The sequence below is a fragment of the Pantoea sp. E956-1 genome, assembly GCF_982223955.1.
Genome location: NZ_CEUYZP010000002.1, coordinates 1 through 12,732, shown reverse-complemented (window position 1 = coordinate 12,732; position 12,732 = coordinate 1). Strand labels below are relative to the sequence as shown.

Genomic DNA, 12,732 nt, shown 5'->3' with positions numbered 1-12,732 from the left:
AGTGAGAGAGCACTTACCAGAAGAGAGGACTGTAGCTATGGTCTTGGGGACGTTGACGTATTCAGCAAGCCCGTGGACCTGCTCATGCATCATTGGTGGGATATCTATTGGGCGGCGGCCTGAAAAAAATCCACGTGCAGTTTGAACACCTCCGCCCTCAGTTTCAGGCGGGTTGATATCTCTTCGATATCATCATCGATGAGGCGGCGCTTAATGTTCTGGTTAGAGGGGTCAGGCACGCACTGAACACACTCCATCAACTCATCGAGCAGTGGTTTTGCTTCTGCCGGCGGAATCTGCGAGACCATTTTTAGTCCGGTGCCAGCCATTGCAGCGATACCCATATCCGCGAAGTTATCCGGCAAATCGACGCCGCTGCGAGCCATCGCCATGCCTGCGCGAATAGCCCACCATTCAGCCTGAGCGGCTGACATTTCGCGGATGTAGAAAACCTTGCCAGCATCGCGCCCGGCTGTTTCTGTGTAGAAGAGTTCTTTGCGTGCCATGTTATGCCTTATGCGGTGTAGTTTTCGCCGGTCACTGATTCCCAATTGATCTGGTAGGTCATCTGCTGCAGTACGCGGTTAGCGTCAGGAATAGCCTTCACGCGCTGGAGGATGCCATTGGTCAGTGTGAACTTACGGCTGATGGCTGGCAGGATGATGGTCGCGTTGCAGCGGAAGATAGCCTTCGACGTAACCGAGGTTAACTGCCATGTCTCGAACATCTCACGGCTCGGGCTGTCCGGCATGATGGTGATTGTTTGCAGGTATTCGCCAAACACAAAGCCGCCTGACAGCTTGCCGTCAGCGCCACGCACAGCAACTGCCATCTCGGTATCGCCCAGCGCAAACATCGCGTCTGCAGCGTAGCCTTCAAGCGTCTGCGCTGATGGGTACAAGTTGGTAACAGTGAGAGCGAAAATAGCGTCAGCACTGGTGATGGTATTAGCCATTTAGTCGCTCCTTACTGGACTTCAATTGAGGCGAGAGTGATTTTCTGCACACAGCCGCCATCGCAATACCACAGCGTCATGCTTGGGCTTGTTCGGTCAACTCGCTGGGCTGATGTTGGGTTGGCGATGTACAGATACCAGCCTTTCGCCAGAAGCGATGCAGAGATGTCGGATCCGACAGCATTAATGATTTCTGAGCGTTGTGCAGCAGAGAGGCTGACGCCTGTCCGGATGCCGCCAAAGGTCACGCCCTGATTGATGGTGTCAGCAAACCCGGCTTCGATAATCGCCTTGCCACGCGCGTTGTACGGGATGGAGCGGTTAGATTTGAGCGTTACGATCGCATCCTGCATCAGGTTGGCATTCAGCCAGAGCTGGAAGCAGAAGCTGTCAAACCACTTGAAGTCACCGCTGATTGAACCGTCAGCCCAGTACTGCGTTGAATAGTTGTTAGCGGTGTAGGCGCCGTAGAAGTTGTAGCCATTGGCAATCAGCGCATCGTAATCGCTGGATGAGTTAACGTTAGCCACCAGGCCAGAGACCGACCGGAACTTAAACGGTACGCGCCCTTCCTGACGATCAAAGTCCAGAGCGGCTGCATAACCCAGAGCTGAAGCTGCATGCACGTTAGCGCCGTATACAGGTAGCACGTTGGCATAGTTGTTCACGACCAGAATCTGATGAGCGATCGTTTCGGTACTGCCACTGACCAGCGCCGACGCCTTATCGGTGTGAGCAACGTAGGCAAAGCGATAATTCTGCGCACTAGCCCAGCCTGCCAGAGCCAGATGCTCATCATCAGTACACTCAAAGGCAGTGGTGAAGGTCGCCCAGTCCTGGCTGCTGTTCAGCACTGAGATGAAGAAGTCAGTCGGGTTCTGCGCTACGGCACCCTGTGAGATGACCGCACCAGTCGCCGCAGTTAGCTTAAGACCGGTTGCTACATCGCCGGATGCGTAAGAGATGGTGCTACCCGCGCCGGTCGTTGCAGAGGTGATGACGAATGCTTTCTGCGTGGTATCGAACGTGACTACAACTGAATCACCGATTGCCGACTCAATCAGGTCAGCCGCCGCTGCAAAGCTGGTTGCGCCGCTCAGGTTGATATTGGTCGATGTCTCGGTTGTGCCGTCTACCGTAATGGTCAGGATGCCACTCAGCAGCTTTAACTGGTCGAGAGTAACTGCAGCCATAGAACCAGAGCGCAGCCATGCTGCTACCGGCGCATCGTTGTATTGAGCAAACAGGAGCTTGCCCGGGTTCTTCGTCGAGTTGTCATAGCCGCTGAAGTAAATAGCAGCCATTGCGTACTCATCTGAGGCGCTGCCAAAGTATTTGGCTACATCCTCTTTGGTAGAAAACGATGCGACGTTACCCACCGGCGCATAGGTACTTTGGGTGAGGATAAGACCATTCAGATCAACCGCGTTACCGCCAGCAGCGAGCACGCCAGGGTTAATCTGGACATCTTTAGTTAACGGAATTGCCATTTATAAATTCTCCGGTGGGAATTTTAAATCTGCGGCCACAATGCCGACTTGAATGCTGTCCATGAAGTCCAGGGGGGTGGCTATCACGGCATTAAATTGCGCGATGAAGTCGAGCGTCCAGCGGCTTTCATACTGCTGTTCGGCGTTGATCATCGTTGTCTGGTGCGGCTCTCCAGCGTAAAGCGGGGTGACCGGCATGTTGTTTTGGCGAAACCAGTTAGCTGAGTATTCAGAACGGATCATGGTGCCGACTATGGCAGCCATCTCCTGCGCTGAGTTGCCGTAGAAATCCAACTGACATCGCCACTGGTTGCTGCGCTGAGTTAGCTCACTACCCTGCCCGACTCCCGGGTCGTTGTATCCGAAGCGGTTTGTTGACAGTCCGGTGATAAACATTGGTGTCATGGTGACGAAGTCCTGATTCGGCATAGGAACCAGGTTCTCCTGCGCCAGAAACACCTCAGCGTCGATGAGGGATAATAAAAAACCGCGCAAGGCGGCTGTAAGATCATCCTGTGTAATGCTTATGGTCGCGCTCATGTGGATACCTGCAGCGTGACAGCGAAGGAGCACCAGTCAGGCCACTCTTCCAGTGGTTGCGTAATCAGCCAGGTCTCGCCGTTAACAATGAGCTTGTCGCCTCCCTTTTGCTTAGGTCGGTTTACGCCTTCAAAGTTACCGTTAACGTAGGCCTTCTTTTTGATGCCCTGCAGGTTTAGCCCGTCGAGCTTCATCAGATCGGTATAGGCCAGTGGCTGAAGCTGCACAGTCACGGTCTGTTCTGCATAAGCAGGCACACGATGGCCTGCCGCGTCTGTCGTATATGTGCCTAGGCTTACCATCATCACGCCTGGAACGTCCGGATTAACAACGGTGATGGCCCGGCGCACAATGCCATGCAGGTTCATATTCACCCCTTAAAGAAATTAACTACGCGTTGCCAGAATGACGGAGCGCCCGCCGCGTGCTCTTCAATCTGATAATCAACGGCGTTAATCATCACAGAGGTGTCAATCAGAGGTTTATCGAACCCTTTTTTGGCAATAGTGCTGGGGGCAAGTGGAGGGTCAGAGAAGTTCCTGATCGATTCTTGCATCTGTCCTTTAATCCTCTCCCCCATGAGGGAAAAGGTTGCTCTGCCGTCATAGTCGTTAGCGATAAGGATTTTACTAATGTCATCGGGCCATTCAGGAGATTTTTCCTCGATCATGTTCCTGATGAAAGGTCTGGGTGGCCGATTCATCGCTGGGTCGCCGAACTCGTTGGCTGCAGCCACCATTGGAACAGTAGTCCCATCTGGATAGGTTGCTCCATCGAGAAACCCAACCTTGATGGTCGTTCCATTGCCGACCTTTCTTGCTATTTCAGCAAGCTTCTTTTCCATTGCTGCGCCGCCAGTAAAACTCGTCATCGCTACCTCCGGTATGAACCTCTGCGGTTGTAGTGATAGGGGTACATTGACGGTGACCCACCAGGCAGGTAACGAATCGTCCGGAATGGCAGCGTGGCCTGCCAGTACGCCGCACCATATGGCGTTTGCAGATACCACCATGATGCTGAGCTGGACGGCCCGGCATCTACCGACACAGAGACCGAACCTTCCGACGCGCTCGTTACCCGCCCAACTAACCCGCTTGATGCCTGCCCGCCTACGCCGCTATTCATCGCAGCAAGGTGAGCAACCAGCATATTCAGGAATACAGCCCGCTGATTCACATCATCTACCGGGCTTGTATCGGTGTTATTCAGGTAGACCGTTGCCTCAACGAAATACGCCTTCAGCAGGTCATCACTCACCGAGCTGAACTCGGGATAACGCGCCCTGAACGCGTTCACATCAAAGACAACGACTGCCATGATTAACCCTTAGAAGCCTTCATGGCCTCTTCGTCTTTGGTTACGCCGTCAACAGGCTTATCTTGCGGCAAACCTTCAAGGCCAGTTTTGATGTCAGCATTTTCGTTTGCCTTTGATTGGGCGCTGTTGGTTTTAGCCTGAGCAAATACGAGTTCATTTTTTACATATGGCTGGCTTGCGTGCTCTTTCAGCCATGTTTCAAAGAACTCTTTATCAACATTCTCAGTCAGGCCGTAGCCCCCAATCACATTGGATGAGTTTGCGCCAAGAATGTGAACAACCTTGCCGCCAACATCAATCAGCAAGCCGTTTGGCAACTTGCAACCCACAGTAACTACTTCAGCCATTTTCTTAAGCTCCGATCATGGTGGCGACTGCCAGCGGTTGACGAATGATTGTTCCCCAGGTGCCGCCTGATTTCTTCTGCTTCCAGCTCGATTCTTCAGTGACAACTGCATGCGCACGCATTTTCTCGGTGAAGGCAGCATAAGTCGTATCCTGCTCGCCAAGGCGCTCGGCAATCATCTGGACCATTTCACCTGCATCAGTTGAGTATTCAACTGCAGTTTCGATAGTCAGGTTAGGGAAGTTTTTCTTCAGCAGGTCAGTAACATTGACGTTATACATGTTGGTTTTCGTCAGATTGACCTCAAGTGTCGGAGACATCCCTAACTTGATGCGATCGGTGCGCTCCACGAGACCTTTTGTCTGTGCGACAAGCTGCTTCCAGAGACGGCCCGCGATGTCGTCATATACATACTGACCATCTTTGTCATCCCACTTAACGCTGCCGCCTGCTCCAGTCGGTGCTGGCGTAACCGAAGGTTGAAGGCCTGGATCGTTTAATGCTCCAAAGTTTTGCAGGCCAGCAATACCGTAGAAGTAGGACTTGTTCTGGAACTTGTTCAAAACCAGAGCAGAGGCTACGTTCAATTCAGCCGCATAACCGATACGTGCTGCACCGTACATGTCCAACTCGCGCTCACCCCAGCGGGTGTGGGTCTGGTAGTGATATGACTGGCGAGAGACCCAGTTCACGTTAGCGCTGACCATGCCGTTATGGTTGTAGTCGCCATATGAGCTGACTTCGCCAGTTGACTCAACAATAGGAAACTGAGCTGTTAGCGTGGTCCAGTCGCCTTTTTTTACTTCGCCATAAATCTGCGCAGCCTTCATTGGCGTCACCAGAACGCGGATCAGCTCAGGGTCAACGTAGTTGGTGAAGTAAGCCGGGATGCCTGAACTGCCGGTGGTAACCATGGTCGGCTGAGCATCCATCGCCAGCGCGTAGTTTTCTGCATACTCAGGATTAAGGTACTGCGCTCGCTCTGCGCCTCGCAGCACGATGCCGTACTTGCCGCTTGCCGCGGAGTAGTGCTGTTGAAACTTATTCATTAATTGCTCCAGGTGCTGATTTTGACCAGTTCGCCTGCTGCTGCGACGCTACCGGCTTTGAATGGGGTTTCGACATAACCGGCGATCGTTGCGCCCGCTGCGCCAGTCTGAACCTGACCAGTGGTCAGTGATGCGAAGATTTTCTGTCCACGCGTGGCGGCAGTTGATGTACGCGCCCAGAAGTCACCAGCAACCATCAGGGTTACTTCGCGGCCAGACTGGATAACGTTTGAGTCCGTACCCAGCCAGGTGGTGATGACTGCCTGACCGTCACGGTGAACAAAGCCAGCAGGTGCACCGGTACCAGCGTTTGATGCGACGCCGTTAACGTCCCACGCAAAGCGGCCGATTGTCAGGCCATTGGTGCCCGCAACCAGCGCTGCTTCGCCTGCCAGATAGGTAGCGTGCTCGTTGGTGCTGGCAAAGCCACCCTCAACACCCGGTGCTGGATATTGGTTAATTACACTCTGAAAACCTGCCATGTTAGAAACCTCGTTTCAGCTTGCCAGCGGTCGGGAAATCTTTCTCAAACTCACTGATTGATGCGGAGTCCTGAGCGATAACAGGACGTGAATTTTCTTTCTGCTGGATGGCCATGCGCACCAGTGAAGGGAATGCCGATGGATGTACGTCAGTGATATCCACTTCAGCCTGCTCAAGCGCGGTGCGGTAGACGTCCTCTGCGGAGTCCATAGCAACCACATCACCAATCAGTGGGCGAACAGCCTGTTCTGCTTCACGCACACGGCGGAAGTTCTCAGCGGCAGTCTTGGTGGCGCTGTCAGCAGCCAGCCGAATAGCGGAGTCCATAGCGGTTTTGGATACCTTGTCTTTGTCGTCTTTCTTGTCGTCGTCTTTGTCTTCATCTTCAGCGACAGCAGGTGACAGAGCGGCGGCGATTTTGGCGATCATATCTTCAGATACGCCAGCTTCACGCAGCAGAGAGATGATCGACTCGTTGTCGTCATCGCCAGCCACTTTCGGCTCTTCTTCCGGCTCGATGCCTTCAGCAGACGCTTCGATGATTTCAACCAGCTCTTCAGGCTCCAGCTCCATGTCGGCAGCCAGCTTGGTTTTGTATTTGGCGATAATGGCCTGTGCGATTGTCTTTGGTGATTTGTTCGCATTCAGGATGGCGGTGAGGTCTTTGGGTGCAGCATCCTGAGCCAGGCGCGGCTTCAGAAACGCTCCCAGCGCGGCACGTGCGGCAACGCCTTTGCGGTCTAACTTCATGTATTTAAGCTCCAGTGGGAGTGAATCCCCGACAAGTACATCGGGACCAGCGCGGCCTGTTTCGACCAGTGCTTCGTGGTTAGCGACGATGTCACGCATGATGCCGTCATGTTCTTCGCCATCAGGTGTCACGCCGGAGGTCATGTCTGCCACGTACTGATACGAGGCGGACAATTCGCGTTGTTCTCCGGTTTCAATTCCCGCAATTGCTGAGTTATCCCAAATGGATAGACCCACCGAGAGGTAGGTCCCATCAAACTCACAATTTGAATGGGTCGTACCTACGCGGTATTCGCGAGGCGGGTCGCCAGGGAAATCGGGGGTGTGGATACAGAGAATGGGAATATTGTTGAATGTTGGTGCGGCTTTCTTCAGTTCGTCAGGATGACGCCAGAGCCGGTAAATTTTGTCTGGCTCTAAACCCAGCGCCTCAGCATTCGGAATCTCGCGCCCATAGTAGGGGCAGACGTTCGCCTTGCTGATGTTGCTCTTGGTGACCTGAAGCCTGCCGTTACCATCGAATGAGCGCACGGATGCGCGGTCAAACGCTAACCGTTCGATAGTCATGTGTGATTCCGCTTAATTAAGGCTTTTTAGGTGGAGGGGCGGGTTCGTGTATTGATGGATCAGGCTGATAACCATAACCAGGAAGCCGTGGGATTTTTGGTCCGGGCATTGGCGTGAAGTTTTTTGATGGTTTCATTTCTTCAAAACACTTCCAGCATCCCACTGGCGGCCTTAGCCACATGTCGTGCTTATTGCATTTGACCATTTATGACTCCAATCCGGGAATGACCGGGGACCAGGTGCAGCGACAGTTAATCTCTTCACCCGGAAGAGTCCACTTACCATCGAGGTAAAGCCCTTTAGACAGGTCGAACTTCTCTCCATCAGCCTTCACATGTGATTGCCGCGGATCTTTACCTGCGTGAGAGTGTCGCCAGATTCCCTCCTTGATGCCGAGAGACTGTTGTCTTGCCGTCTGCATAACTGCGGTGGCTTTGTTGTTCTGATCACGCGCGATGAGTGCTGCGCGGCGGCGGGTGATGCCATATCGCTTTTGCAGCTCATCAGTCAGCGTCGAAAGGTCACGCCCACGACTGACCGACTGCATTACCAGCGTCTGAACCTGCGTAAGGTATTGCTCAGGGATGCTGGTAATCAGGTTCACGTTTTCCGTGATGGTCGCCTGCAATGCGTTATTCATCGTTGGCGTCATCTTGAATGGGACTGTGAAGCCCGCCGTCTCCAGTGCGTTATAGAGCGACACGTCAGAGTTCTTCTGTGCCTGGCCTGCGAACCGGTCAGCCAGCTTTGCGGCCACATCATCGAAACGCTTCTGCCACTGCCTGGCTAACTTCTTCATCGCGTCACGCATGAATACTGCGGGCGATGCGTCCATTGCCATGGCGCCGGATGCCTGGTAATTCGCTTTCAGCCAGTACACTACCGAGTCGTTCATTTCGGTAACGAGTGAATCAAGCTTCTTTCGATACCAGGCTTCGACACCGGCGTTAGGCCTTGTCGGGCGGATCGTCTTTTCCGTTACCTTCCTCGTCGTCATCGAGGTCTTCTTCTTCGATTTCGAGGTCATCGCTTAAGTCCAGTGAGTGATATGGGCTGTCAGGGTCATCAGCAATCTTCTCGCGCACTTCATTGGCTGAGAGCGCCTGCACCTGAGTGACGTAAACCGCATCAGTCTGCGCATCCACCAGGCGGATATCTGCACGCTCTTTCGCGCTCATCTCGTAGAGCGGCTCAAACTCGAAATAAATCTCCGGGTCGATGTCGCCAAACTCTGATAGCTGAATAACGTCCAGCACGCGCTTCAGAGGCTCCTTGAACATTGCCTGCTGTAGTGAGTGGATGTAGTCGTAGAAAACGCGAATCTCGCCGTCTGATGAAGCATTCAGGCCATTCGGTGTAATACCCAACAACTTAACCAGCGGGATGCCGGACACTGCCGCCATGTGCTCCTGAGACTGAGCCTGCAATGTGTCGAGGCCAGACAGGGGAGCATTGACGAATTCAACCGTCTCAGGGCTCGTTGTGTCGTTGTCTTTCGCAAAAGCACCGCGGTTATCACGGCAGCGGTTAAACAGGTCGAGGCGGGCCAGCACCGAATCAGCGCCACCACCCTGCAGTACCGTGCTCATGTTCGTACCGATGACCGGGATACTGAACGAGTGGATCATGTCACTAACGCTATCACGCGTGCGCAGCCAGTTGTTCACGTATGGCTCTGCCATTTGCACCAGTGATAGCCCGCGGAAGTTGTAGCTGGCTTTCAGCAGGTCTGGCACCTGACGCGATACGAAGTCGATCATGCGGCTGGCGTGCACTGTCTTGCCCATCACAAACCATTCGGTCGGCTTGTAGAAGTCAGGGTTGAGCGGGTTCTGCGCGTTATATACGCCGGGGTAAGTCCAGACAGGCTCAATCACCTGCAAACCTTTGAGGCTGCCTTTCGGGATTTTCTTGTCAGAGATGAAAAGTTTCTGCCTGAGTTCATTCTCATCCGTCCAGGCCGATACGTTTTTTGGTGACAGGACGTCGATATAAATCTGGCCGCCGCCAAAGTAACCATCGTGCTCAGCCGCTTCTCTGAACTTCTCACGCACATGGAATCGCTCCAGTGCATCAGTGATGGCCTTCACGCGCTCTGACTTGTCGTCATCACCAACCGTGCGTAGCTTTATCCACTTACGCGTCATCTCCTCAGCGATGGTGCCGACCATCTTGCGGTATTCAGGCTTCTGCGCCATTGCCGCCAGATAGGGGTAACCGGGGAATGAATCCAGCGTGCCATAGCCCATGCCATACGCATCATTCAGCGCGCCGTAATCGGTGGAGTCCATCGCAAGGATGGCTCTCTCAACCGATGCAGGGATAACGCCTTTCGGTGGCTCGTATCGCTGGAATTCACGCTGAGGCTTAGGCTGTACTGAGGCGACCGCTTCGGGGTTAATCTTCATCTGAACCTTTTCAGGCTCTTTCACCGGCTCAGGCGCGGCGATTTCTTTTTTCTTAAACCACCACATCAAATTCTCCTGAGTTGATTTGGGTCGATAGCCATAGGTGCGCGACCTGAAATCAGGTTGTCGTCAATGGCATCCATCCATGTATCGAGAATGTCGTCATTGTCATGGCTGTCATCAGCAGAGAACGCCGCGCATTCGGTCATAGCCGTCAGCACCCATGACGTTGTTCCAGCCACCGTGCCGTCTTCGTAATAGACGTGCATGATCGCCGCACCATCATGGTTGTGCGTGGCAGGGATATAGACCTTGCCGGTTTTAATCTGGGGGATAACGTTCAGGCACCGGACCAGCTTGTTCTGGCCTGCACCGCGAGGGATTTCTTTGACCGGGATACTCAGCTGACCGGGTGTGGCACTGCGCTTCTTCAGGGTGGTAATCAGCCCCTGTCCGGCCTGCTTCTCTTCAATGGCCGCATAACGCATCGGCATTGTCCGCAATGATCCGGCAGCACTCCATTTCACCCAGAGCTCTTCTGCCTTTTTCAGCAGGTCTTCAGGGTCCCAGCGACCACGTACAACGTCGATGATGTAGAGATTGCCATCAACACCCATGCCAACCAGCGTGAACACGGTGTAATCAAGCCAGTCCTCAACCTTGCCGCTATTGGTATCGACGTACACGGCGCGGTACTGAAGTTTTGGTAGCGTGGTGTAGGTGTTGAACCAGTCGGTATCAATAATGCCGCCAGTAAGCGCCATAGGGTTCTGCTGATACTGAGACAGGAAGGTGTAACGGTCTTTCTCCCATAGCTGCAGGAGGTCGTTCACATCTTCCATCTGAGGCCAATACGACCAGTATCTGGTGCCTGACACCTCAACAGAGTCGGTGTCTTTAACCGTCTCCCAGCACAGGGATCGCCACGGCTCAGCAAGCGACTGAATGTACTTCTCATCAATCATTGCCGGGATGGCCACGTGATGGAAGTTGACACCCATCCCTCCTGAAAGCATGAATCCTGTCGCGTCATCCGTATGGAGGCGCTGCTGGATGCTCACAAATGGCGTGGGGTGGTCTTTCGACTTATCACCACGGCGCGAGCGTATGGTGTTAACCAGAAGCGTGTTGGCGCTGTTTCTGCGCGACTCGCTGAGCATATCGACCGGCTTGTTATAGTCGTCGAGCATGACCATGCCGGAGAAGTCAGGGCCGTAGTAACCACCACGACCACCGGTAATCTGTCCGTTGCTGGAGCGAGATACCGTCTGGCCGGTTGAGCGTCCTCGGGTATCGATGATTTCCCACTCTTCAGCCTGATTGACGCCGAATCCACACGGCCACAGCTCCTGATACTCTTTGCTGGCGATGATGTCGCGGGTGCGGCGTGAGTTACGCTTAACCAGCGTGTCAGCAAATGAGATGTTCAGGTTACGAAATCGCTTGAGCCTGCCTTCCTGAACCAGTGCATTAACGTAGGCCGGAAAGTGGATGGAGAAGAACTCTGTCTTTGTGCCACCTGGTGGGATGTTGATAATCAGGTTGCGCGGCTGTAATCGACCGGCGATCAGGTCATCAATCTTTGAAGCCATCAGGCGGTGATGCCAGTTAACCAGCAGTCGGTCACCCTGCACCATTTCGAACCACAGCCGGGTAAAGTTGAGAAACGATTTAGTCGATTTGATCTTGATAGCGACACGCTCGGGGAATGACATATCATCCCATTCGATAACTTTCGCCATATCAGTCCAGCCCGTCTAGTTTCTCCTCCAGCTGCGATTGTGCTGCTGCGTAATCTGCCGGGGTGTAGTTCACCACCTGCACCGTTCCTGACTGCTCCGTTTTCACGTTCTCTTTGAACGCTTGCACTGTTACGTGCTTACCAAGCAATTCGAGGTTTTTAACCTTGTCCGGCCACTTAATCTTTTTCAGGAAGCCGGGGTCATCGCCAGCCATTTCCGTGACATCCATTCCCGACAGGGTTGTGCGCCATGTCTTCGGCCAGTCTTTAATTGGCTTGAGCTCCCCATTGGATAGCAGAATGTCGAGCACGTCCATCTGGTCAATCTCCACCAGGCGACGGAGAACGTAAGCGGCATCAATACCAACCTCTTCATTGCGCTCTGCTTTGAGCTCTGCAATGCGGGCTAAAATGTCATCATTTGCCATCATGCGCGCAGCTTGGTTGCGAGATGACTTCTCGCTATAGCCCGCCCTGATGGCCGCCTGAGAGGCGTTGAGATCTTTTATGAACTCACGGGCAAACAGCTCTTGTTTGTCGGTGAGCTTTGCCATTACATCATTCCTGCAGTTTTAAACTTTGCCAGTAGCGCGTTGAAGTCAGTCACCAGACCTGCAACATCAGTCGCTGCTGAATCTGCTTGCGCGGCCATTTTCTTTACGCCGCCATTTACTGATGTTGTTGCAGCCGGGAGGGTGTATGGAGCGCCTGCGCCAATAGCGGTTCGGGCAGCAGCAGCATCTGTAGCAGTTAGAACTGCCTTACCAACAGTGGTGGCGTCAGTGATTTGCGAGGAAGTCACGTTGCTGCTTCCACCGCCGCTGATATCATCAGGTGTTGCGACTGTGACGGGATAGCCACCTACTGACATGCATTTCGTGGTCATATTCGGTTCCTCATGTTTGGAAAGCATTATCAAAGCCACTCAGTGAATGGCTTCTGTAATGCCTTAGTGCTTATCTCCGCACAACTTCACCCACAGGTCGTTGTGATCGTTAATCGCCCTGACGGTTCGGATGTCCATCAGGTCGGCGTCTTTACCGTGGGTGCGGATAACAGAATCCTGAGTGCAGAGCGAATCGACTG

Annotated in this window: 16 protein-coding genes; all 16 read right to left on the bottom strand. The window is 53.5% G+C overall.

Annotated elements, in window-relative coordinates; translation table 11 throughout:
- Positions 1-104 precede the first annotated feature (104 nt).
- Positions 105-506 carry a hypothetical protein gene (locus AC0T7J_RS07475; protein WP_473793231.1) on the bottom strand — a complete coding sequence of 134 codons (402 nt, stop codon included), beginning with the start codon at positions 504-506 and terminating at the stop codon, positions 105-107.
- 8 nt (positions 507-514) lie between these two features.
- On the bottom strand, positions 515-955 hold the full coding sequence (locus tag AC0T7J_RS07470; RefSeq protein WP_313677143.1) for a phage tail fiber protein: 441 nt from the start codon (positions 953-955) through the stop codon (positions 515-517).
- 11 nt (positions 956-966) lie between these two features.
- Positions 967-2,445: a DUF3383 domain-containing protein gene (locus AC0T7J_RS07465; protein WP_473793230.1), complete on the bottom strand. Its 1,479-nt coding sequence runs from the start codon at positions 2,443-2,445 to the stop codon at positions 967-969.
- Positions 2,446-2,985 (bottom strand): phage neck terminator protein, encoded by a 540-nt coding sequence (locus AC0T7J_RS07460; protein WP_473793228.1) that lies wholly within the window; start codon positions 2,983-2,985, stop codon positions 2,446-2,448.
- Entirely contained in the window at positions 2,982-3,353 is a 372-nt protein-coding gene (locus tag AC0T7J_RS07455) for a hypothetical protein (protein ID WP_425016343.1), read from the bottom strand. The genes AC0T7J_RS07460 and AC0T7J_RS07455 overlap by 4 nt, the downstream gene beginning before the upstream one ends.
- A gap of 2 nt (positions 3,354-3,355) precedes the next feature.
- On the bottom strand, positions 3,356-3,856 hold the full coding sequence (locus AC0T7J_RS07450; protein ID WP_473793226.1) for a hypothetical protein: 501 nt from the start codon (positions 3,854-3,856) through the stop codon (positions 3,356-3,358).
- 2 nt (positions 3,857-3,858) lie between these two features.
- On the bottom strand, positions 3,859-4,302 hold the full coding sequence (locus AC0T7J_RS07445) for a DUF4054 domain-containing protein (protein WP_473793224.1): 444 nt from the start codon (positions 4,300-4,302) through the stop codon (positions 3,859-3,861).
- A 2-nt stretch (positions 4,303-4,304) separates the two neighbouring features.
- Entirely contained in the window at positions 4,305-4,649 is a 345-nt protein-coding gene (locus AC0T7J_RS07440; protein WP_473793222.1) for a hypothetical protein, read from the bottom strand.
- Between the two features lie 4 nt (positions 4,650-4,653).
- Positions 4,654-5,697 carry a DUF2184 domain-containing protein gene (locus tag AC0T7J_RS07435; RefSeq protein WP_473793221.1) on the bottom strand — a complete coding sequence of 348 codons (1,044 nt, stop codon included), beginning with the start codon at positions 5,695-5,697 and terminating at the stop codon, positions 4,654-4,656.
- A complete protein-coding gene (locus AC0T7J_RS07430; protein WP_307618064.1) occupies positions 5,697-6,179 on the bottom strand; it encodes a structural cement protein Gp24 in 483 nt (160 codons plus the stop codon). Before AC0T7J_RS07430 ends, AC0T7J_RS07435 begins: the two co-directional genes overlap by 1 nt.
- Position 6,180: 1 nt before the next feature.
- On the bottom strand, positions 6,181-7,497 hold the full coding sequence (locus AC0T7J_RS07425) for a DUF2213 domain-containing protein (protein ID WP_473793219.1): 1,317 nt from the start codon (positions 7,495-7,497) through the stop codon (positions 6,181-6,183).
- A 205-nt stretch (positions 7,498-7,702) separates the two neighbouring features.
- Positions 7,703-8,392, bottom strand: coding sequence for a phage head morphogenesis protein (locus tag AC0T7J_RS07420; protein WP_473793963.1), 690 nt, complete (start codon positions 8,390-8,392; stop codon positions 7,703-7,705).
- A 52-nt stretch (positions 8,393-8,444) separates the two neighbouring features.
- Positions 8,445-9,971: a DUF1073 domain-containing protein gene (locus tag AC0T7J_RS07415; protein ID WP_473793218.1), complete on the bottom strand. Its 1,527-nt coding sequence runs from the start codon at positions 9,969-9,971 to the stop codon at positions 8,445-8,447.
- Positions 9,971-11,647, bottom strand: coding sequence for a phage terminase large subunit (terL, locus tag AC0T7J_RS07410; protein ID WP_473793216.1), 1,677 nt, complete (start codon positions 11,645-11,647; stop codon positions 9,971-9,973). Before terL ends, AC0T7J_RS07415 begins: the two co-directional genes overlap by 1 nt.
- A 1-nt stretch (position 11,648) precedes the next feature.
- On the bottom strand, positions 11,649-12,200 hold the full coding sequence (locus tag AC0T7J_RS07405; RefSeq protein ID WP_473793214.1) for a terminase small subunit: 552 nt from the start codon (positions 12,198-12,200) through the stop codon (positions 11,649-11,651).
- Positions 12,200-12,532 carry a head fiber protein gene (locus AC0T7J_RS07400; protein WP_473793212.1) on the bottom strand — a complete coding sequence of 111 codons (333 nt, stop codon included), beginning with the start codon at positions 12,530-12,532 and terminating at the stop codon, positions 12,200-12,202. The genes AC0T7J_RS07405 and AC0T7J_RS07400 overlap by 1 nt, the downstream gene beginning before the upstream one ends.
- Positions 12,533-12,732 lie beyond the last annotated feature (200 nt).